Source organism: Kitasatospora sp. NPDC093102 (assembly GCF_040683915.1).
GTDB lineage: Bacteria > Actinomycetota > Actinomycetes > Streptomycetales > Streptomycetaceae > Kitasatospora.
Map to the genome: position 1 here is coordinate 59,708 of NZ_JBFBFA010000023.1, position 20,960 is coordinate 80,667.

A 20,960-nucleotide genomic window follows, 5' to 3' on the forward strand; every position below is an offset into this window, starting at 1 on the left:
CCTCCGCCCGGCCCGGGGACGGAGCCCGGCCTGGTTCGGGGACGGAGCCGACCCGGGCGCGAAGGCCCGGGCCGGGGTGCCGACTTTGGGGTCAACTCCCGGATCAGCGGCCCTGGTTGCCGCTGATGGTCTCGGTGATGGCGCGCAGCGACTGCTGGAGCGAGCCCATGGTCGCGAGGACGGCGGTCGGCTCGTAGCCGCAGTGGGCCATGCAGTTCTCGCAGCGCGGGTCCCTGCCTCGGCCGTACTTGCTCCAGTCGGTCTTCTCGACCAGTTCGCGGTAGGTCGGCACGTAGCCGTCGGCCATCAGGTAGCAGGGCCGCTGCCAGCCGAACAGCGAGTAGTTGGGGATGCCCCAGGGGGTGCACTCGAAGTCGGCCTTGCCCTCCAGGAAGTCCAGGAAGAGCGGGCTGTGGTTGAGCCGCCAGCGCTTGCGGTTGCCGCCGGCGAAGGCCTTGCGGAAGAGCTCCCTGGTCTGCTCGACGCCGAGGAAGTGCTCCTGGTCGGGGGCCTTCTCGTAGGCGTAGGCGGGCGAGATCATCATCTCGTCCACCTTGAGCTCGTCGTTGAGGTAGTCCAGCACCTCGATGACGGTCTGCGGGGTGTCGGTGTTGAAGAAGGTGCTGTTGGTGGTGACCCGGAAGCCGCGCCGCTTGGCCTCCTTGATCGCGGCCACCGCCTCGTCGAAGGTGCCCTCCTTGGCCACCGACTCGTCGTGCCGCTCGCGCATGCCGTCGATGTGCACGGCGAAGGTGAAGTACGGCGAGGGCTTGAACTTGTCGATCTTCTTGCGCAGCAGCAGCGCGTTGGTGCAGAGGAACACGTACTTGCGGCGCTCGACCAGCTGCCGGACGATCTCGTCGATCTGCGGGTGCATCAGCGGCTCGCCGCCTGCGATCGAGACCATCGGGGCACCCGACTCCAGGACCGCGCCGACCGCCTGGGCGACGGGCATCCGCTGCTTCAGGACGCCCGCCGGGTGCTGGATCTTGCCGCAGCCCTCGCAGGCGAGGTTGCAGGCGAAGAGCGGTTCCAGCTCCACGATCAGCGGGAACTTGTCCCGGCGCTTGAGCAGCTTCTGCTGCATGAGGTAGGTGCCGACCCGCACGGTCTGGCGCAACGGCATGGCCATGGCTAGCTCGCCTCCTGGGGGAGCGTCGAGGATGTGGGGTGGTTCAGGTCTGCGGAGCCGGGCGCGCGCTCCTGCCGGTACCAGTCGACCAGGGCGGGTACCGTCGCCCGCAGGGTCCGCCAGGCTCGCACCCCGGCCGGGAGGGTGCCGGGCCGCAGCAGCTCGTGCTCGGGCGTGTCCACCACCACCCGTAGGACGGCCGTCGGCAGCGCGGACCGCACCTCGCGCAGCGCGGCGAGGACGGCGGCGGCTTCCATGTCGACGGCGAGCGCACCCTGGAGGTGCAGCGCCCGCCGTTCGAGGCCGCGCACCACGTGGTCGGCGGTGTGGTGCACCCCGGTGTGCACGGTCAGGCCGCACTCCTTCAGCGCCCGGCCGAGCTCCGCCCCGGAGTCGAGCGGGTACAGGTGGCCCTCGGCGTCGCGCACTCCGTCGGCGGCGACCACGTCGCCGGGCAGCACGCCCGGGCCGAGCGCGGCGCCGAAGCCGGCCACCACCACGGCGCCGTAGCCGGTGGGGGCGGAGCCGAGCAGCCGCCGGACGGCCAGCCCGGCGCGCCGCCGGCCGACCCCGGTGCGCACCAGCACCGGGGACCCGCCGGCCGCGCCGCGCCAGTCCCCGCCGCGCAGGGCCCACACCTCGGGGCCCAGGGCGCAGAGCACCAGCAGGGGCGCGGTGGTCACCGCGCCGCCCCGATCGCCGGGGCGCCGTCGGCCCGGCTCGTGCCGGGGGCGCCGTTGAGGTAGCGGCCGAGCGCGGTGACCGGGAAGACCAGCCGGTACAGGTGGTAGTTGATGGAGAAGTCCCACGGGAAGCCGGTGCCGGTGAACTGCGGTTCGTCCCAGGTGCCCTCGGGGAGCTGGGTGCGCACCAGCCACTCCACGCCGCGTTCCACCGCCGGGTTGGCCCGGCACTGCGGCCCCTCGCCGGCCGCGAGCAGCGCCATCAGCGCCCACGCGGTCTGCGAGGCGGTGGAGTCGCCGCGCCCGGCCCAGCGCGCCGGGTCGTCGTAGGAGCGCATGTCCTCGCCCCAGCCGCCGTCGGCGTTCTGCCGGTCCTCCAGCCAGCGCACCGCCCGGCGGATCGCCGGATGCTCGTCCGGGACGCCGGCCGCCACCAGGGCGGGCAGCACCGAGCCGGTTCCGTAGATGTAGTTGGTGCCCCAGCGGCCGAACCAGGAGCCGTCCGCCTCCTGGTTGCGCAGCAGCCACTCGATGCCGCGCCTGGTCCGCGGGTCACGGGAGCGGCCGGTCTCCGCGAGCATCTCCACCACGTGCGCGGTGACGTCGGCGGACGGCGGGTCGACCACCTCGCCGAAGTCGCAGAACGGCAGCTTGTTGGGCAGCGTGCTGGTGTTGTCCACGTCGAAGGCGCCCCAGGCGCCGTTCTTGGACTGCATGCCGAGGTTCCACAGCACGCCCCGGTCCACCGCCGCGTCGACCTTGGCCGGGTCGGGGTGGGCGACCCGGCGCAGCGCGAGCACCACCTCGGCGGTGTCGTCGATGTCGGGGTAGGTGTCGTTCTCGAACTCGAAGGCCCAGCCTCCGGGGGCGAGCCCGGGCCGCTGGACGGCCCAGTCGCCGCGCTTGCGGATCTCCTCGCCGAGCATCCAGTCCACGGCGGAGACCAGCGCCGGGTGGTCGGCCGGCACCCCGGCGTCGACCAGGGCGATGGTGGCCAGGCAGGTGTCCCAGACCGGGGACTGGCAGGCTTCCAGCCAGCGCTTGCCGTCCTCGGTGTGCACGGTGAAGCGGTCGAAGGAGGAGAGCCCGGCCTTCATCACCGGGTGCTCCAGCTCGTAACCCTCCAGGTGCAGGGCGATCAGCGAGTAGACGGCGGGGGGCTGGATGCCGCCCCAGCAGCCGTCGGCCTCCTGCCGTTCGACGATCCAGCGGCAGGCCTGCGAGACGGCCAGCCGGCGCAGCGGGCGGAAGGCCCGGCGGTGGTAGGCGTGCAGCGCCTTGTCGAGGCGCTCGAAGAGGCCGTCCCAGGTGGTGGCGGGGGCGAGCGGCCGGTGGGGGTACGGGTCGTCCGGGTCAGTGTGCAGTTCGGTGAGCGCGAAGGGGGCCGGACGGACCGGGCGGTGGGACGAGACGACGGTCAGCGGGACGATGGTCTGGCGGGCCCAGCAACCGAAGGCGTAGATGTTCAGCGGCAGCCACCTGGGCAGGAAGATGATCTCGGGCGGCATCTCGGGCAGCCGCTCCCAGGGCCACCAGCCGAACAGTGCGAGCCAGATCCGGGTGAACACCCGGGCGGCGGCGATGCCGCCGGCGGAGCGGACGTAGCGCGCGGCGGCCAGCATGTGCGGGGCGTCCGGGTCGTCGCCGGCCAGCTTGAGCGCGACGTAGGCCTCGACCGTGGTGGACAGTTCGGGCGGACCGCCGTGGAAGGTGGACCAGGTGCCGTCCTCGCGCTGCTGGGAGCGGATCCACTCGGCGGTGGCGTGGGTCTGCTCCTCGGTGCGGATTCCCAGGAACTGGCGGAGCAGTAAGTCCTCGGCGTCCATGGTGACGTTGGTCTCCAGGTCACCCTTCCACCAGCCCTCCGAGGACTGCAGGGAGAGCAGGTGGGTGCTGGCGCGGGCCAGGGCCTCCCGCGCGTCGGACGGTCGGCGGTCCGCCTCACCGGCCGGCCGGAGCTGGCCGGTGTCCTCGGGCTGCCGCCGCCCCGCGCCCAGCAGGGCCGGGGGGCGGTCGCCCACCGCGACCGGCTCGGAATCGTACTCAGGGTCGAGCCGGCCGTCCGCGGTTGCTGTCAACGTAACGTCACCTCTCTCGTACCACCACGAATTCGGCGAGTGCGACGAAGTGCTCACGCACCTCGTCGGACATGGGCACCTCGTCCAGGGCGGCGAGGGCAGTCGTGTGCTGGCGGCGGGCCTCCTCCTGGGTCCAGGCTCGGCCGCCGGCCTCCTCGATCAGCGCGGCCCGGGCGGCGAGCTCGGGCTCACTCTCTTCCCCGCGTCCCGTCGGGTCGGCCAGTTGCTCGGCGAGCCGACGCGAGGCCGCTCCGCCCTCGGCCAGTGCGGCGGCCACCGGCAGGGACTTCTTGCGCTGGCGCAGGTCTCCCCAGTGGGGCTTGCCGGTGACCTCGGTGGCACCCCAGATGCCGAGCAGGTCGTCCACCGCCTGGAAGGCCAGACCGAGGTGGTGGCCGTAGCGCTGGAGCGCGCCGGAGACCTTGTCGTCGGCACCGGCCAGGACGGCGCCGATCGCCGAGGCGGCGGCCAGCAGTGCCGCCGTCTTGCCGCCCTCCATCTCCAGGCACTCCGCGACCGTGACGCTGTCGCGCTGTTCGAAGGCGACGTCCATGGCCTGGCCGTCGATCAGTCGGCGGGTCGCCGTGGTGAGCAGTCGGACGGCACGTGCGGCGTCGGTGGCGCTCGTGCCACCGGGCGCCGCGGCGTCGAGCAGCACCTCCGTGCCGAGTGTCGCCAGGGCGTCGCCGACCAGGATCGCCTGGGCCGGCCCGAAGACCGTCCAGGCGGTGGCCCGGTGCCGCCGGGTCTCGTCACCGTCCATCAGATCATCATGAAGGAGGGAGAAGTTGTGCACCAGTTCAACCGCGACTCCGCCGGGCACCCCCACCTCGGCCGCCGCGCCGGTGGCCCGGGCGGACAGCAGCGCCAGCGCCGGGCGCACGGCCTTGCCGCCGTCCCCCGTCACCGGGGTTCCGTCCCGGTCGATCCAGCCGAAGTGGTAGGCGGCGACGGTCTCCATGGGTGCGGCCAACCGGGCGACGGCGGCCCGTAGCGGCGGGGTGCAGAGCGTACGGCTGCGGGCGAGCAGCTCCGGCACCGAGACCGGTTCGGCGTGCGCCGTGCCTCCGACGGCGAAGCCGGTGCGTGACTCCACGTGCGTTCCCTCTCCCTCGTGGTGCCGGACCGCACGGGGCGGCCAGGTGTTGTCGGTGCGGCCGGTGTCGAATCGAGTGGTGCCGGTGCGGCTGGCCGGACCGCTCCCGGTGGTTGCGCCGATGCGCTCGACGGTACGCCCGTCGGCTCTGGCGGGCTCTCCGGCCGCGGGGCCCGCCGTCACCTGGGCCACCTCCCGTCGCCGCGGTCCACCGGCACCCGGGTGCCGGCCGCGGCGAGCGCGGCGTCGGCCGCGACGTGGCCGCTGCGCACGGCCCCCTCCATGGTCGCGGGCCAGCCGGTGGCCGTCCACGAGCCGGCCAGCAGCAGGCCGGGAACCCCGGTGCGGGCCGACGGGCGCAGCGCCCCGTTGCCCGGGGCCGGGTCGAAGGTCGCGGTGCGCTCCCGGGTGACGAAGAAGTCCAGCACCTCGGCCTGGGCCGCGGCCGGCAGCAGCCGGCCCAGCTCGGGCAGGTAGCGGCGGCGCAGCTCGGCGACCGGCAGGTCGATCTCGTCCTGCACGGCGGACTGCGACAGCGCCAGGTACTGGGCGCCCGGGTGGGCCCGGCCCAGCCCGGTGGCGGCCAGCCCGGAGTGCGCGGTGCGGTCGAAGACCCACTGGACCGGGGAGCCGAGCGCGGCGAAGAACGGACGGCGCAGCACCTTGCGGTCGTAGATCACGTGCACGTTGAGGATCGGCGCGGTGCCGAAGCCGGCCAGCCGCTCCTGCCCGGGGATCGCGTTCGGCGGCAGCAGCGCGGCCGCGCTGTCCTGGGCGCCGGCCAGCACGACGGTCTCGGCGGTGAGCAGCTCCCCGCCCTCCAGCCGGACGGCGTGCTGCGGCGCGGCCGGCTTCAGCTCGGCCACCCGGGCCCGCAGCAGCACCCGGACGCCGGCCCGCTCCAGCTCGGCGAGCGCCCGGTCGTGGTGGATCGTGCCGAGCGGGACGGCGGCAGTGCCGATGTCCGAGGCGCCCGGGTCGGAGAGCAGGCCGGTCTTGAACACCATCCCGGCGAGCGCCATCGACACCTGGTCGGCCCGGGCGTTCAGGGTGGCGACGCCGACCAGGTCCCACAGGGCGGCCTGGGTGGCGGCGTTCTGCCCGTTGCGGCGCAGCCACTCGCCGAAGGAGACCCCGTCCAGCGCCGGGTCGGCGAGGTCCAGGCGCTGCAGGGCGAGCGCGCCGCGGACCACCCGGACGCGGTCGGCCGGGGACAGGTGCGGGTAGCGGGCCAGGCTGGAGGCCAGGTGCAGCGGGACGGGCAGGCCGGCCCGGCGCAGCCGGCCGAGGGTGCGCACCGGGGCGGCCTCGGGCCCGCTGACGGAGAGTACCGGGATGTCGAGGCGGTCCTGGAGGTGGACCAGCCGGGTGGCACCGAGGCGCTCCAGCAGGCCCCGGTAGGCGGTGCAGCAGCGCAGGTAGACGTGCTGACCGTTGTCGACGGTCAGCTCGCCGCGCCGGAAGGAGAAGGCCAGGCCGCCGAGCCGGGGCCGGCCCTCGGCGAGGGTGACCCGGTGGCCCGCCTCGGCGAGGCGCAGTGCGGTGGTGATCCCGGCCAGGCCGCCGCCGACCACGACGGCCGCCGGGCAGGCGTCGTCGGCTCGCCCGGTCATCGGCCCTCCCCCTCGCAGTCGGTGGACCGCCCGCAGGCGGTCGCTGAAGCCGGTACTCGGTCGGTCAACACGGGACTGCCCGCTCGTGATTCCCCGCTGACACAGCGTGACAGAACTGTCGCGAGAATCAAGAACGCCCCCCGGCGAGCCCGGAAAGCGCCACGTACGCCTTCTCCCAGCCCGGCAGCGAGACCCGGCCGCGCAGCACCGACTCCGGGTCTGCGGCGATCCGGCCGAGCAGCCGGTGGTAGATCCCGGCCATCGCGGCGGTGCAGGCGCGGCTGCGGCGGTCGAGCATCGGCAGCAGCCGCAGCCCCTCCTCGAAGGCCGCCTGGGCGCGGGCGGCCTCGAAGGCCACCAGGCCGGTGAAGTCCGCGCCGAGCGGCGGCTCGGGCAGTGCGAAGCCCTGCTCGCAGCCGAACCGGACCAGGTCCTCGGCGGGCAGGTAGGTACGGCCGTTCAGGGCGTCCTCGCGCAGGTCGCGCAGGATGTTGGTGAGCTGCAGAGCCAGGCCCAGGGTGTCCGCGTAGCGCGCCCCGCGCTCCGGGTCGTCGCAGCCGTAGACGCCCAGCGAGAGCCGGCCGATCGCGCCGGCCACGCACCGGCAGTAGACCTTCAGCTCCTCGTAGGTCTGGTACTCGGCGCCCTTGAGGTCCATCTCGACGCCGTCGATCAGCTCGTCGAAGCCGCCGAGCGGGATCGGGAAGCGCCGGGCCGCGTCGGCCAGGGCGACCTTGATCGGGTCGGTGTCGTCCTCGGCGACCACCCCGGACCGGACCTCGTCCACCAGTTCCCGGGTGCGCAGCAGCGCCTCGGCCTTGCGGTCGTCCGGGAGGTCGCCGTCGCCGATGTCGTCCACCCGGCGGGCCAGGGCGTACAGGGCCGACATGGCCAGCCGCTTGGGTTCGGGCAGCAGCCGGATGCCGTAGCTGAAGTTGCGCGCCTGCAGCCCGGTGACTGCCTCGCAGTACCGGTACGCCGCCATGACCTGGGCCGACGCCAGTGGTGATGCCGCCACTCGGGCGTTCACCTTCCCTTCGCGAAGATGGCCGCCGCCTTCGCTGCGAGGCGGCGCTTGTCCGGCTTCGCCTGCTGGGCGAGCACGTCGTACCCGGCGTCCTCGATGGCCGCCAGGGCCGCGTAGCCGCCTGCGGTGAATCCCGCCAGGAGCAGTCGAAGCCTCCCCCGAACCGTACCCACCAATGGTGCGCCGCGGTCGAGCAGGGTGCGGGCCCGCTCGACCTCGGACGCGATCAGCTCGCGCACCGCGCCGTCGGCGGAGGGGGCCGCGAGGTCGGCCTCGGTGACGCCGAAGCGGGCCATGTCCTCGGCGGGCAGGTAGATCCGGCCGTGGGCCAGGTCCTCGGCCACGTCCTGGAGGTGTTCGACCACCTGGAGGCCGCTGCACACGGCGTCCGAGAGCTCGATCCGCTCGGGGGTGGAGACGCCCGCGATGGCCAGCACGAGGCGGCCGACCGGGTCGGCGGAGAGGGTGCAGTAGCCGATCAGGTCGTCGAAGGTGGCGTAGCGGGTGGTGGTCTGGTCCACCCGGTTGGCCTCGATCAGACGGCGGAACGGCTCGGGGGTCAGGCCCCGGCGGTCGACCAGCGGGACGAGCGCGCTCATCAACGGGTGGCGGGGGCGGTCGGCACCGGCCCCGGAACCGCCGGCGGGGCGCAGTGCGGTCTCGAAGACCCGGTCGAGGTCCTGCTCCAGTCCGTCGAGCAGGGCGAGCCGGAAGGCGGTCTCCTGCGGAGTCGGCGGGCCGGACTGGTCCGAAGGGGTGGCGGGGGGTGTCTGCTCGACCCCGAGCAGGCGGGCGGTGGCGGCCGGGTCGGCCAGGTCGCCGTCGCCGGTGTCGTCGACCAGGCGGGCGAAGCCGTACACCGCCATCAGGTCGTCGCGCCAGGCCGCGGGCAGGAAGAACGGGGCGACCGGGAAGTTCTCCGCGCCCGCCTTCTCCAGGGTCTGTCCTACGGAACTGTTCACTGGCGTATCTCTGAGCTGGGCCGAAGCCGACACTGCTGTCACTCCCCCGTTCTACACCGCTTGGCACGACCGGCCCGACTCGGACACGCGTCCGAGCGCGGGCGTCACGCATGGCACACCGCCCCCGAGACCACCAGGCTGACACGCCCGGGCGCGCCGGAGAAGGGCGCACCACCCGGAGCACCGGGCGCTCACCCCCGCGGCGGCGGACGGCCCGGGGCGCCCGAGGGGCGGGCAACGCGAAGGGCCGGCCCCGGAGGATCCGGGACCGGCCCCTGTGTGAGTGACGGAGACTACGGTCGCTCGCCGCGCTCGTAGCGGCTGACGACCTCCTCGGTGGGACCGTCCATGACCAGCTCGCCGGCCTCGATCCATATCGTCCGCTCGCAGACCTCGCGGATCGAGTTGTTGTCGTGGCTGACCAGGAAGACCGTACCGGCGGACCTGCGCAGCTCGTCGATCCGCCGCTTGCTGCGCTGCTGGAAGGCCTGGTCGCCGGTGGCGAGGGCCTCGTCGATCAGCAGCACGTCGTGGGTCTTCGCGGCCGCGATCGAGAACCGCAGCCGGGCGCCCATGCCGGAGGAGTAGGTACGCATCGGCAGGGAGATGAAGTCGCCCTTGTCGTTGATGCCGGAGAAGTCGACGATGTCCTGGTAGCGCGCCCTCACTTGGGCGGGGGTCATGCCCATCGCCAGGCAGCCGAGGGTGACGTTGCGCTCACCGGTGAGCTCGTTCATCAGCGCGGCGTTGACGCCCAGCAGCGAGGGCTGGCCGTTGGTGTAGATGCCGCCCTTCTCCGTCGGCAGCAGGCCCGCGATGGCGGCCAGCATGGTCGACTTGCCGGAGCCGTTGGAGCCGATCAGGCCGACCGCCTCGCCCTTGTAGGCGGTGAAGCTGATGCCCCTGACCGCGTGCACCTCGCGCACGCCGGCGGCGCGCTTGCGGCTGATGATGCGGCTCAGCGCCGAGGTGGCGCTGCCCTTGCCGGAGCCGGCGCCGTGCACCTTGTAGACGATGTGCACGTCGTCGACGACGACGGTGGGCTCGCGGGCCACGTCCGCGTCCCGGACGATGTCGTTCTTGCCCAGCTCGATGTCAGCCACGGCCGTACTCCTCCTCGGCCTTCCAGAAGAAGACGTATCCGACGACGAACATGCCCACGCCCCACGCGAGGCCGTACGCCCACAGGTGCGGCGGGAGGGTCTGGTGCACCGGCTGGTGCGGGTTGTAGATGACCGGCGCGAAGGCGTGCCGCAGCAGGTCCATGTAGACCGACGCCGGGTTGGCCGCCATCAGCGTCTGGATGAAGTGCGGCCAGTGGGTGATCTTGTCCTGGATGCTGAACATCACACCGGACAGGAACATCCAGGCGCGCATCACGAACGGGATCAGCTGGGAGATGTCGCTGGTCCTGGAGCCGATCCGGGCCATCACCAGCGAGATGCCGGTGTTGAAGAGCGTCTGCAGGAGCAGCGCCGGGATGATCAGCAGCCAGGTCCGGCCCGGGGTGATGCCGGCGGCGAGCACGGTGACGACCAGGACGGCCATGGAGATCAGCAGCTGCTGGAGCTGGATCACGGTGAAGGCGATCGGGAGGCTGGCCCGGGGGAAGTGCAGCGCCCGGATCAGCCCGAGGTTGTCGGAGATCGCCCGGGTGCCGGCCTGCACCGCGTTCTGGGTGAACTGGAAGACGAAGACGCCGATGCACAGCCAGGCGATGTAGGTGTTGTCCGGGAAGCCCTGCTTGCTCGCCAGGATCACACCGAAGACCAGGTAGAACACCGCGCAGTTGAGCAGCGGGGTCACCACCTGCCACAGCTGGCCGAGCTTGGCGTTGGTGTACTGGGCCACCAGGCGGGCGGTGGCGAAGGCCCAGATGAAGTGGCGCCGGGCCCAGAGCTGCTTGGAGTAGGCGAACAGGCCGGGACGGGCACCGCTCACCGCCAGGTTGTACTTGTCCGCAAGCTGCTTGGGGGTCAGGCCCGCGTCCGCCCCCCTGGGGGCTGAGAGGCTGACGGGTTCACTCACTGTCGACACATTCGTCCTTCACGCGGGATCGGTCGGGGCGGCCGGTCGGCGGGGTCCGCCGGTGGTGCGCCGATGGGGATCCACTGGGATCTCGGGGAGCCGGCCGGTGTGTGGGCACCGGCCGCAGCGATCGATCATTCGATGTGCATGCCATCAGATGCGATCAGATGATCGGTGGTCGGCCCAGCCTGGTCAGTCGCCAAACGGTACGCCACCGCATGGGCCGCCGCGGACCGCAGGGTTCGCGCCAGCCCGCCCGGAATCCGCCCCACCAGGCCTTCAGCGCCTCCGGGGAGGGGCGGCGGGCCAGGGTCAGCAGGAACCAGGTTCCCAGATAGAGAGGCACCAGCAGGGCCGGAAGGTTCCGCCTCGCGAGCCAGACCCGGTTGCGGGCCACGTTGTGGAAGTAGCTCGCGTGGCGGGCGGGCGAGGTCGTGGGGTGGTGCAGCACCACGTCCGCCCGGTAGTCGATGGCCCAGCCGGCGTCCAGCGCGCGCCACGCGAGATCGGTCTCCTCGTGGGCGTAGAAGAACTCGGCGGGCAGCTGTCCGGCCTGCTCGAACACCTTGCAGCGCACCGCGCTCGCGCCGCCCAGGAAGGTGGTCACCCGGGACGAGCGCAGCGGGTCGCTGGCACGCAGCCGGGGGACGTGCCGGCGCTGGGTGACACCGGTGTCCGGGTCGGCGATCCGGAAGGAGACGATGCCCAGCTCCGGGTCGGCGGTGAAGGCCTCACGCAGCAGGCGGGCCGAGTCGGTGCGCGGCAGGTTCCCGTCGTCGTCCAGGAAGAGGACGGCGTCGACCTCCGCGCCGTCCCGGCCGAACAGCTCGATGCCGACGTTGCGTCCGCCCGGGATGCCGAGGTTCTCCGGCAGTTCGACGCTGCGCACGCCCTCCGGCAGCGGGGGCAGCGTCACGCCCTGGCCGACCACGGCCAGCTCGACCGCCGGGCCCTCCTGGGCGCGGACGGCCTCGATCAGGGCGTTGAGCTCGGCGGGCCGGTTGCCCATGGTGATGATCACGGCGCCCAGGCGGAAGTCCTCCGCGGTGCTCGGCGCGTTCATGCCCCCGCCTCGGTGTGCTCGGCGGGGGCGTTCACCCACGCGCGCCTTTCGATCATTCGCTCGCTCCGCTCGCTCATCGCAGCCTGCTGGAGAGGACGATGCTCAGCAGGTGCAGCACGGTCTGGAGCATCGCGATCGCCGCCAGTACGACCACCGCGAGCCGGGTGAAGAACAGTCCGCCGTGCACGGCGTCGGCGATGCCGGCGGCCAGGATGAACAGCGAGGCCTCGACCGCGCCGACCAGGCGGTGGAACTTCAGGAGGGAGGCCGCCCGGCGGGCCTTGGCGACGGTGGCCGAGCGCGGCACCGAGGCGCTGTCCTCGACGGCCGTCATGCCGCTGCGGGCCCGGGCCACGTCCACCAGGTCGGTCTCGGACTTGATCAGGATCGCGCCGAGCGCGGCCAGGGTGCCGAGGAACGCCCACTCCCAGTGGGAGCCGCCGCCCTCACGGTGCAGCAGGTCGGTGGCGCGCAGGCCGAGGCCGGTCAGCAGGGCCGCCTCGGACATGTAGTGGCCGACCCGGTCCAGGTAGACGCCGGTGAGCGAGGTCTGCCGGCGCCAGCGCGCCACCTCGCCGTCCACGCAGTCCAGCAGCAGGTAGACCTGGATCAGCAGGGCACCCAGGACCGCGCCCGCGATGCCCGGCACGATCAGCGCGGCGCCGGCCAGGATGCCGGTGAACATCATCAGGTACGTCAGGCCGTTGGGCGTGATCGCCGTCATGGTGGAGAGCACGCGGGTGATGCGCAGCGAGATCTTCCGCATGTACAGGCGTCCGGCCCAGTGCTCGGCGCTGCGGCGCTGGAGCATGCCCTCCGGGTGGATCACCGCGCGCAGCTCCTCGATCGAGGGCCGGCGGGTCAGGTCCACCGGGGGCCGTTCGGCGCCCGCGGTGGAGGGGTCAGCTGTTGACGGCTTGGACATAGTCGGCGTACGCGTCCCTGATAGCGGAAGGGGAGAGGTCGAGGTGTTCGAGGATGGTGAAGCGCCCCGGGCGGGTGTTCGGAGCGTAGTGCACCGCCTCGGTGAACTCCGCCTCGGTGAAGCCGATCTGAGCGGCGGTCACCGGCAGTCCGTGGCTCGCCAGGCGCTCCACGATCAGACCGGTCAGCTCATGCTCGCCCCGCAGGAAGCTGGCGAAGGCGGCGCCGAGGCCGACCTGCTCGCCGTGCTGGGCGGACCGCTTGGGATACAGCACGTCCAGGGCATGCGAGATCTCGTGGCAGGCGCCCGACGAGGGCCGGGTGCTGCCCGCGATGTTCATCGCGATGCCGGACAGTACCAGGGCCTCGGCCAGCGCCGTCAGGAGGTCCTGGTCCTGAGTGCTTCCCGGGTGCCGCAGCAGGTTCTCGCCCGCCGAGCGGGCCATCGCCACAGCCAGCCCGTCCACCGGCTCGCCGGTCACCGCGTGTGACAGCTCCCAGTCCGCGCAGGCGGAGATGTTGGAGACGACGTCCCCGATGCCGGCCGCCACGAAGCGCGGCGGCGCCTGCCGGATCACGTCCAGGTCGACGACGATGCCGATCGGGCTGGGCACCCCGTAGGAGCCCCGCCCCGCGTCGTTGTCGAGGGTGGAGACCGGCGAGCAGATGCCGTCGTGGGCCAGGTTGGTGGCGACCGCGACCAGCGGCAGGCCGACCCGGGCGGCGGCGTACTTGGCGGCGTCGATGATCTTGCCGCCGCCGAGGCCGACGATCGCGTCGTAGTGCCCGCCGCGCATCTCCTCGGCCAGCCGGACCGCACTGTCCAGGGTGCCGTCGTCCACGTTGTACCAGTCGGCGCCGGGCAGGGCGGGCTCCAGGCGGCGGCGCATGGCCGCGCCGGAGCCGTTGCTGATCGCCACCGCGATCCGGCCCGAGGCCGACAGCCGCTGGTCCGCGAGGATGCCGCCGAGCGCGTCCAGCGCGCCCGGGCGGATCTCGACGAACAGCGGTGACGGGACCAGCCGGGTCAGTACTGGCACGCGATCTCCCGCGCCTTCGCCAGGTCGTCGTGGTTGTCGACCTCGACCCAGGAGACCTCGCCGATCGGCTGCACGTCGATCCGCAGGCCGCGGTTCACCATCTCCTGGTAGCCGTCCTCGTAGTACAGCTGCGGGTCGCGCTCGTAGGTGGCGCGCAGCGCGTCGGTCAGGTCGGCGGCGGCGGACGGGTTGATCACGGTGACGCCGATGTACTCGCCGGTCGCCTCGGCCGGCTCCATCAGCTTGGTGATGCGGCGCATGCCGGCGGCCGGGTCGACGACGACCTTCATCTCCTCGTCGGCGAGCTTCTTCACCGTGTCGAGGGCGAGCAGGATGCCCGGGGCGGTGCCCGCGTCGGTCAGTCGCCGGTTGCCCTCCAGCATGGTGCGCTGGACGGAGGCCGGGTGGACGGTGTCGCCGTTGGCGAGCAGCAGGCCCTCGGTGAACAGCTCGCGGGCGCACCAGAGCGAGTAGGCGTTGTTCCACTCCTCGGCCTTGTCGTTCTCGACCAGGTGGAGCTTGACGCCGTACTTGCTCTCCAGGGCGTCCTTGCGGTCGTACACCGCCTCCTTGCGGTAGCCGACGACGATCGCGGCCTCGCGCAGTCCGACCTCGGCGAAGTTGCCGAGCGTGAGGTCCAGGACGGTCCGTTCCCCGTCGACCGGCACCAGCGCCTTGGGCAGGGTGTCGGTGTACGGGCGCAGCCGGCGGCCGGCGCCGGCTGCCAGAACGAGGCCGATCATGCGGGTCTCCTGATCCGTCGTGCTGTGCGCGGGCGCCGTGCCGGAGGTCGACGGCGCCACCGTTCACTCGGACCGGTGTTCGACCGGGCCGGGTGGCGGCGCGCCGGTCCGGCACAGATCCGGGCACCGTGTCGTATGTGATGGTAGGCGACCGGGACGACCGGCCAGAACGCACCCGGAGGCCCGGGACGACGGGCGGGCGGCAGTCGGGGCGGCGGCGGAACGGCCCGGGGTCCGCACCGGCTCCGCCCGGAGGACGCCCCCGGTCGGTCGAACGAGCTCCGAACGCGCACCGAACGGTTCTGCGAATTCCGTGACCCTTGCGGGGGCTTCCCTGCCCCTTCTCCGGGCGGTTTCCGACTCCTCCGGGTCATGATCCGTCCGGTTGTGCGTGGGACCCCTGCCGAGTGCCACCCATACGGCAGACTGGAGCCCGACGTCGGCGCCGGTGCCCCGCTGTGTCCGCCGCACTCCGCCCGGTGTGTCGGAGACAGCCGATGCTCCCGTTGCTCCCGCTCCCGAAAGAGGCCCCATGCCCCAGAGTCTGCCGACCGACCCGACGCACTTCTCCGCCGAGATCGACACCGGTCTCGACGTGGAGACCGATGTGACGGTCGATCCCCGGGCCACCGGGTCCGCGCCCGCCGGAGCCGAGATCCTGCTGGAACTGGTCGACGACGAGGGCGTCACGATCGGCACCGGCGAGAAGCTCTGGGCCCACCAGCAGCCGGGCCGACTGCACCGGGCCTTCTCGGTCTTCCTGTTCGACCGCCAGGGCCGGCTGCTGCTCCAGCGCAGGGCCCTCGGCAAGTACCACTCCCCCGGCGTCTGGTCGAACACCTGCTGCGGCCACCCGTACCCGGACGAGCCGCCGTTCGTCGCCGCCGCCCGGCGCACCGCAGAGGAGCTGGGCGTCGCACCGGCTCTGCTGTGCGAGGCGGGCACCGTCCGTTACGACCTGCCGGACGAGGCGTCCGGGCTGATCGAGCGGGAGTGGAACCACCTGTTCGTGGGACTGGTCACCGCGCCGGTCGAGCCGGACCCGGAGGAGGTGGACGACTTCGCCTTCGTGACCGCGCAGGAGCTGCGGGAGCTGCGGGCGGAGCGGCCGTTCTCGGTCTGGTTCGAGACGGTCTTCGAGGCCGCGCTGCCGGGCATCCGGGAGATCGCCGGGCGGGACTGGTAGGCCCGCCGTTCAGCGGCCGGGCTCCGGAGGGACGGGCAGCGAGGCCCAGATGACCTTGCCGCCCTCCCCCGTGCGTTCGACGTCGCACACCCCGCCGGCCTGCAGGGTGACGCTCTTCACCAGCAGCAGGCCGCGCCCGCCGGTGCGCCCGGTGTCGTTCTCCAGCGCCTTCGGCCGGTACGGGTCGCCGTCCTCGACCGCCACCCGGACCGAGGCCCGGCCCACCGACAGCTCGGTGACCACCTCGGGCGACAGCTCGGCGGCGTGCGTCACCGCGTTGCTCACCAGCTCCGAGACGATCAGCAGCAGGTCGTCCACCAGCTCCTGGTAGCGCAGCCCGGTCATGCCCTGGGCCAGCAGGCGGTCGCGCACCGCGTGCCGGGTGAGCGGTACCGAGGCCTCGGCGGCGGGCACGGGGAAGCGCCACACGCCCTCGGCGGGGCCCCCGGAGGCCGCGGCCCCGCCCGGCCCTTCCTTCCGCCTGCCGCGTCTCGGTTCGGCCTTCGCCGCTCCGCTGATCTGCTCCACGTCCAGCCGCCCTTCGTCCGCGACCCGGGAATCAGGCGATCCGCTTCATGGCGCCCTCGGTCCACAGAGGCTAGGAGAGCCGCCGCAGCGGCCGTGGCACCGTCGACAAGTTGCCCGTGTCGGACCGGTTCCGGCCGCAACCGACCGCGGGCGGTGCCGGAGTCGACCGCTTCCTTCGCGGACACCACCGGTTCGGGCCGGATTCGAGCGTGTTCACAGGCCGTACCAACCTGTGCGGACGGGTGCGAGCGGGGTGGGGCCGGATGCCGCGGCCCCCCGGGCCCCGGAGCGGCCCGACCAGGATGTCCGGTGGCGCGGCCCCGAGGAAACGCAGGTGAGAAGCACTCCAGAAGCCTGGTAATGTTCTCTCTGTCGCCGAGGGGGCGAGAAAAACCCCCGAAGCACACACCCCGTCCGGGTGGCGGAATGGCAGACGCGCTAGCTTGAGGTGCTAGTGCCCTTTATCGGGCGTGGGGGTTCAAGTCCCCCCTCGGACACAGCCGAAATTCCCCGTGGGAGCCGAGAGGCTCGCACGGGGAATTTCGCTTTTCCGAGCCGCCCCCATTCCCCGGGCCGGCCCTGATCGCCATCCCGGCCACCGCCCCTCCGGGCGCTGTGGCGCCGGTCTCCTCACCGGTTCGCACCGAGCCGGAAGCCGGACACGAGATGGCAACAATCGGACGGTTTGAGCTTCCTCTGAGGTATTCGCCCGTTTTGGGACCATAGGCTGCTCTCCGTTTGCCCGAAATAACGACTCAAAATCGTAAAAACGCCGACACCATCCGATGAACCACGAGCGAGAGGACCGATACGTTGAGTGAGCCCGAACCGTCGACGGCATCACACCAGAACTACCGCCGATCGCTCGGCACCATCAGCCTGACCGCGGTCGGACTGGGGTCGATCATCGGCTCCGGGTGGTTGTTCGGTGCCGAGCGGGCCGCCAAGCTCGCCGGCCCCGCCTCGATCCTCGCCTGGGTGATCGGTGCCGCGGTGGCGCTGACCATCGCACTCACCTACAGCGAGCTGGGCTCGATGTTCCCCAAGGCCGGCGGCATGGTCCGGTACGGCCAGTACTCGCACGGCTCACTGGCCGGCTACCTGGCCGCCTGGGCCAACTGGATCGCCATCGTCTCGGTCATCCCGGGTGAGGCCACCGCCTCCGTGCAGTACATGAGCTCCTGGCACTTCGGCTGGGCACAGGGGTTGTACAACGGCAAGGAGCTGACCCTCAGCGGCGTGGCGCTCGCCAGCGTGCTGCTGGTCGTCTACTTCGTCCTCAACTGGTTCGCGATCACGCTGTTCGCCAAGACCAACACCGCGATCACCGTCTTCAAGGTCGTCGTCCCGACGGTGACCGCCGGTGCGCTGCTCTTCGCGCACTTCGACTCGGCGCACTTCACCGACCACGGCGGCTTCGCGCCGAACGGCTGGAGCTCGGTGTTCACCGCCGTCGCGGTCTCCGGCATCGTCTGGGCCTTCAACGGCTTCCAGTCCCCGCTCAACCTGGCCGGCGAGGCCCGCAACCCCGGCAAGTCGCTGCCGAAGGCCGTCATCGGCTCGATCCTGATCGCCCTGGTGATCTATGTCGCACTCCAGATCGCCTTCCTCGGTGCCATCCCGGGCGGCGACCTCGCCCAGGGCTGGAGCAACCTCTCCTACACCTCGCCGCTGGCCGACCTGGCCATCGCCTGGGGCCTCAACTGGCTGGCGATCCTGCTCTACGCGGACGCCTTCATCTCGCCGTCCGGCACCGGCATGATCTACGCCGCCACCACCTCGCGCATGATCCACGGCGTGCAGGAGAACGGCCACCTGCCGAAGGTCTTCGGCAAGGTCGACGCCAAGACCGGCATCCCGCGCCCGGCGCTGCTGCTCAACCTGGTGGTCGCCTTCCTGTTCCTCGCCGTCTTCCGCGGCTGGGGCTCGCTGGCCGAGATCGTCTCGGTGGCCACCGTGATCTCGTACATCACCGGCCCGGTCGCCGTGATGGCGCTGCGCCGTCTGGCCCCGGACCTGCCCCGGCCGGTCCGGCTGCGTGCCATGCCGGTGATCGCCCCGGTCGCGATGGTGTTCGGCTCGCTGGTGCTCTACTGGGCCCGCTGGCCGCTCACCGGCAAGGTCATCCTGCTGATGGCCGTCGGTCTGCCGATCTGGGCCTGGTACGAGCTGCGCAAGCCGTTCGCCGAGCTGAAGCCGCACCTGAAGGCGGGTGCCTGGATGATCGCGTACCTGTTCGTGATGGCCGGCGTCTCCTGGGCGGGCAGCGCCGACTTCGGCGGGCACGGCTACCTGCCTGAGGGCTGGGACCTGCTGATCGTCGCCGCGATCGGGCTGGCGTTCTACCGCTGGGGCGTCGCCAGCGCCTGGGCCAACCCCTCGCTGGCCGCGGTCCGCCAGGAGATGGCGGAGGCCGAGGGCGCCGCACCGGCCGACGCCACGGAGCGCTCGCGGGTCCGAGGCTAGGACGAGCGGGGCTCGTGAGCACACGGTGATGGGCCGGTCGGAATCCTCCGACCGGCCCATCGGCGTCCGTGGGGAGCGTGCGCGATGCGCTCCGCTCCCGGTGTGCATCCATTCTGCCGTGGCGGGCACCCCCGGGTCACCGCCTTCGGGGATGATCTTCGTCGCGTTTTCCGCGCCTAGCGTGGTGGCGGGCGGTCCTCGGCAGGAGGACCCGGGCACGAGGAGCGGATCGGCATGACGGAAGCACGGCGGCAGGACGGCGGACTCGGATCGGCACCGGCCGCAGGGCCGGCCGGGGAACTGACCGGGATGATGGCCGAGGACGGCGCGGCCGCCCGGCTGGCGAACAGCCCCGACCTGACCGAGCAGGCGGCCTGGCGGCGGCTCACCGCCCGGCACGGGGACCGGCTCGCGGAGATCATGGCGGCGCACGGCTGGCCGACCGAGCGCACCGTCGGCCCCGAGGCCGCCCGGGCGGCCTGGCTGGTGGCGCAGCACGCGGACCGGCAGCTCGATGTCCAGCGGCGGGCGGTGGCACTGATGGGCGAGGCCGTCGCGCGGGGCGAGGCGAGCGCCCGTGACCTGGCCTTCCTCCAGGACCGGCTGGCGGTCAACGAGGGCCGGGAGCAGCGCTACGGGACGCAGATCGGCGCGGTGGCGGACGGCCGCCCGGTGCCGTGGCCGTGCGAGGAGCCGGAGCGGCTGGACGAGCGGCGTGCGGAGGTCGGCATCGAGCCGTTCGACGAGTACACCGCACGGTTCGCTCCGAAGTAACCGCCAGGTCCGCCGGTCCGGATTGACTCTTGCGCGCGGCCTCCCGCGCCGCATTGACTGACCTTCGACCAGCGCTGCTGGTCAAGGCCTGGGCGGATGAGAGGACGATCGGTGCGGCAGTACGCGGAGTACAGCGACCAGTACATCGACGGCGAGTGGCGGCCCTCCGGGGACGCCGGGTCGATCACCGTGCTGAACCCGGCGACCGAGCAGGTGCTGGCCACGGTGCCGGCCGGCGGCGCGACCGACGTCGACGCGGCGGTGACGGCGGCCCGCCGGGCGGCCCGCGGCTGGGGCAGGACCACCCGCGAGGAGCGGCTGGCGCTGCTGACCCGGCTGCGGGACGGGATCGCCGCCGCGCAGAACGAGATCACCGAGACGGTCGTCGCCGAGCTGGGCTCCCCGGTCGGCTTCGCCGGGGCCGTGCACGCCGGGCTGCCGCTCGCCGTGGCGACCTCCTACCTGACCCTGCTCGCCGACCACCCCTTCGAGGAGCGGATCGGCAACTCGGTGGTGCACGCCGAGCCGGCCGGAGTGGTCGCGGCGATCACGCCGTGGAACTACCCGCTGCACCAGATCGTGGCCAAGGCCGTCCCGGCGCTGGCGGCCGGCTGCCCGGTGGTCCTCAAGCCGGCCGAGGACACCCCGCTGGTGGCCCGGCTGTTCGCCCGGCTGGTGCACGAGGCCGGGTTCCCGGCGGGCGCCTTCAACCTGGTGACCGGCACCGGTGCGGTGGCGGGCGCGGCGCTCGTCGGGCACCGGGAGGTGGACGCGGTCTCGTTCACCGGTTCCACCGCCGTCGGCCGGCAGATCGCCGAGACGGCCGGCCGGGGGCTGAAGCGGGTCTCCCTGGAGCTGGGCGGCAAGTCGGCCAACGTGGTGCTGCCGGGCGCCGACCTGGCCCGCGCGGTCAAGGTGAACGTCGCCAACGTCTTCGCCAACTCGGGCCAGACCTGCAGCGCGCTGACCCGGCTGCTGGTGCACGAGGACCAGTACGAGGAGGCGGTCGCCCGGGCCGAGGAGGTCGCCGCCCAGTACCGGCCGGGCGACCCGACCGACCCGCAGACCCGGATCGGCCCGCTGGTCAGTGCCGCGCAGCTGGCCAGGGTGCGCGGCTACATCGACGGCGCGCTGGCCGAGGGCGCCCGGCTGGTCGTCGGCGGCTCGGAGCCGGTCGCCGGGCTGCCCACCGGCTACTACGTCCGCCCGACCGTGCTCGCCGACGTGACCCCGGAGATGACGGTGGCCCAGGAGGAGGTCTTCGGCCCGGTCCTGGCGATCCTCCGCTACCGCGACGAGGACCACGCCGCCGAACTCGCCAACGGCACCCCGTACGGTCTGGCCGGCGGCGTCTGGGCCCGCGACACCGACACCGCCGCCGCCTTCGCCCGCCGCCTCGACACCGGCCAGGTGGACCTCAACGGCGGCCGCTTCAACCCGCTCGCGCCCTTCGGCGGCTACAAGAGCTCGGGCCTCGGCCGGGAGCTGGGCCGGCACGGGCTGGAGGAGTTCCTCCAGTACAAGTCGCTGCAGTACTAGCGGGGCCGGGCCGCGGACGGCCCCGGGACCGGGGCCGTCGAGCGGAGGTTCGACGGCCCCGGGCGGCTCTTCGCGCCG

The 20,960-nt window shown here is 72.7% G+C and carries 18 protein-coding genes and 1 tRNA gene; 5 read left to right on the forward strand and 14 right to left on the reverse strand.

The window, feature by feature from the left end:
* Positions 1-103: 103 nt before the first annotated feature.
* The 13 genes from hpnH to AB0O11_RS25585 all read right to left on the reverse strand — a co-directional run bounded on the left by hpnH (position 104) and on the right by AB0O11_RS25585 (position 14,389).
* Positions 104-1,132 carry an adenosyl-hopene transferase HpnH gene (gene hpnH / locus AB0O11_RS25525; protein WP_363391349.1) on the reverse strand — a complete coding sequence of 343 codons (1,029 nt, stop codon included), beginning with the start codon at positions 1,130-1,132 and terminating at the stop codon, positions 104-106.
* A gap of 2 nt (positions 1,133-1,134) precedes the next feature.
* Entirely contained in the window at positions 1,135-1,815 is a 681-nt protein-coding gene (locus AB0O11_RS25530) for a 1-hydroxy-2-methyl-2-butenyl 4-diphosphate reductase (protein ID WP_363391352.1), read from the reverse strand.
* Positions 1,812-3,893: a squalene--hopene cyclase gene (shc, locus tag AB0O11_RS25535; RefSeq protein WP_363391355.1), complete on the reverse strand. Its 2,082-nt coding sequence runs from the start codon at positions 3,891-3,893 to the stop codon at positions 1,812-1,814. Before shc ends, AB0O11_RS25530 begins: the two co-directional genes overlap by 4 nt.
* A gap of 7 nt (positions 3,894-3,900) precedes the next feature.
* Entirely contained in the window at positions 3,901-4,932 is a 1,032-nt protein-coding gene (locus tag AB0O11_RS25540; protein ID WP_363391469.1) for a polyprenyl synthetase family protein, read from the reverse strand.
* Between the two features lie 236 nt (positions 4,933-5,168).
* Positions 5,169-6,602 carry a hydroxysqualene dehydroxylase HpnE gene (hpnE, locus tag AB0O11_RS25545; RefSeq protein ID WP_363391357.1) on the reverse strand — a complete coding sequence of 478 codons (1,434 nt, stop codon included), beginning with the start codon at positions 6,600-6,602 and terminating at the stop codon, positions 5,169-5,171.
* A gap of 127 nt (positions 6,603-6,729) precedes the next feature.
* A complete protein-coding gene (hpnD, locus tag AB0O11_RS25550) occupies positions 6,730-7,587 on the reverse strand; it encodes a presqualene diphosphate synthase HpnD (protein WP_363391472.1) in 858 nt (285 codons plus the stop codon).
* Positions 7,588-7,628: 41 nt separating this feature from the next.
* A complete protein-coding gene (hpnC, locus tag AB0O11_RS25555; RefSeq protein ID WP_363391360.1) occupies positions 7,629-8,591 on the reverse strand; it encodes a squalene synthase HpnC in 963 nt (320 codons plus the stop codon).
* Positions 8,592-8,884: 293 nt separating this feature from the next.
* Positions 8,885-9,694 (reverse strand): ABC transporter ATP-binding protein, encoded by an 810-nt coding sequence (locus tag AB0O11_RS25560; protein WP_363391363.1) that lies wholly within the window; start codon positions 9,692-9,694, stop codon positions 8,885-8,887.
* Positions 9,687-10,628, reverse strand: a complete 942-nt coding sequence (locus AB0O11_RS25565) for an ABC transporter permease (protein WP_363391366.1) — start codon at positions 10,626-10,628, stop codon at positions 9,687-9,689. The genes AB0O11_RS25560 and AB0O11_RS25565 overlap by 8 nt, the downstream gene beginning before the upstream one ends.
* Before the next feature lie 154 nt (positions 10,629-10,782).
* Positions 10,783-11,682, reverse strand: coding sequence for a glycosyltransferase (locus AB0O11_RS25570; protein ID WP_363391369.1), 900 nt, complete (start codon positions 11,680-11,682; stop codon positions 10,783-10,785).
* 73 nt (positions 11,683-11,755) lie between these two features.
* On the reverse strand, positions 11,756-12,493 hold the full coding sequence (locus AB0O11_RS25575) for a CDP-alcohol phosphatidyltransferase family protein (RefSeq protein WP_363391475.1): 738 nt from the start codon (positions 12,491-12,493) through the stop codon (positions 11,756-11,758).
* Between the two features lie 91 nt (positions 12,494-12,584).
* Positions 12,585-13,646 (reverse strand): iron-containing alcohol dehydrogenase family protein, encoded by a 1,062-nt coding sequence (locus tag AB0O11_RS25580; protein WP_363391372.1) that lies wholly within the window; start codon positions 13,644-13,646, stop codon positions 12,585-12,587.
* Positions 13,634-14,389 (reverse strand): phosphocholine cytidylyltransferase family protein, encoded by a 756-nt coding sequence (locus tag AB0O11_RS25585; protein ID WP_363391375.1) that lies wholly within the window; start codon positions 14,387-14,389, stop codon positions 13,634-13,636. The genes AB0O11_RS25580 and AB0O11_RS25585 overlap by 13 nt, the downstream gene beginning before the upstream one ends.
* 532 nt (positions 14,390-14,921) lie before the next feature.
* Here AB0O11_RS25585 and idi point away from each other — a divergent pair.
* Positions 14,922-15,575: an isopentenyl-diphosphate Delta-isomerase gene (gene idi, locus AB0O11_RS25590; protein WP_363391378.1), complete on the forward strand. Its 654-nt coding sequence runs from the start codon at positions 14,922-14,924 to the stop codon at positions 15,573-15,575.
* 9 nt (positions 15,576-15,584) lie between these two features.
* Here the strand turns inward: idi and AB0O11_RS25595 are convergent, their stop codons facing one another.
* Positions 15,585-16,004 carry an ATP-binding protein gene (locus AB0O11_RS25595; RefSeq protein ID WP_224281127.1) on the reverse strand — a complete coding sequence of 140 codons (420 nt, stop codon included), beginning with the start codon at positions 16,002-16,004 and terminating at the stop codon, positions 15,585-15,587.
* 511 nt (positions 16,005-16,515) lie between these two features.
* On the opposite strand from AB0O11_RS25595, the gene AB0O11_RS25600 reads away from it, so the two are divergent.
* The 4 genes from AB0O11_RS25600 (at position 16,516) to AB0O11_RS25615 (ending at position 20,882) form a co-directional block, all read left to right on the forward strand.
* Positions 16,516-16,600: transfer RNA gene (locus AB0O11_RS25600), tRNA-Leu, on the forward strand.
* Positions 16,601-16,916: 316 nt separating this feature from the next.
* Positions 16,917-18,569, forward strand: coding sequence for an APC family permease (locus AB0O11_RS25605; protein ID WP_363391381.1), 1,653 nt, complete (start codon positions 16,917-16,919; stop codon positions 18,567-18,569).
* Between the two features lie 309 nt (positions 18,570-18,878).
* Positions 18,879-19,343, forward strand: coding sequence for a DUF6624 domain-containing protein (locus tag AB0O11_RS25610; protein ID WP_363391478.1), 465 nt, complete (start codon positions 18,879-18,881; stop codon positions 19,341-19,343).
* 111 nt (positions 19,344-19,454) lie between these two features.
* The gene (locus AB0O11_RS25615; protein WP_363391384.1) at positions 19,455-20,882 is read left to right on the forward strand and encodes an aldehyde dehydrogenase family protein; all 1,428 of its coding nucleotides are present in this window, start codon (positions 19,455-19,457) and stop codon (positions 20,880-20,882) included.
* Positions 20,883-20,960 lie beyond the last annotated feature (78 nt).

Excerpts from the sequence above, each read along its gene's own strand:
- AB0O11_RS25585 (WP_363391375.1), bottom strand. The coding sequence starts at position 14,389 with ATGATCGGCCTCGTTCTGGCAGCCGGCGCCGGCCGCCGGCTGCGCCCG.
- idi (WP_363391378.1), top strand. The coding sequence starts at position 14,922 with ATGCCCCAGAGTCTGCCGACCGACCCGACGCACTTCTCCGCCGAGATC.
- hpnE (WP_363391357.1), bottom strand. The coding sequence starts at position 6,602 with ATGACCGGGCGAGCCGACGACGCCTGCCCGGCGGCCGTCGTGGTCGGC.
- AB0O11_RS25610 (WP_363391478.1), top strand. The coding sequence starts at position 18,879 with ATGATGGCCGAGGACGGCGCGGCCGCCCGGCTGGCGAACAGCCCCGAC.
- hpnD (WP_363391472.1), bottom strand. The coding sequence starts at position 7,587 with ATGGCGGCGTACCGGTACTGCGAGGCAGTCACCGGGCTGCAGGCGCGC.
- AB0O11_RS25575 (WP_363391475.1), bottom strand. The coding sequence starts at position 12,493 with ATGCTCCAGCGCCGCAGCGCCGAGCACTGGGCCGGACGCCTGTACATG.
- hpnH (WP_363391349.1), bottom strand. The coding sequence starts at position 1,132 with ATGGCCATGCCGTTGCGCCAGACCGTGCGGGTCGGCACCTACCTCATG.
- AB0O11_RS25570 (WP_363391369.1), bottom strand. The coding sequence starts at position 11,682 with ATGAACGCGCCGAGCACCGCGGAGGACTTCCGCCTGGGCGCCGTGATC.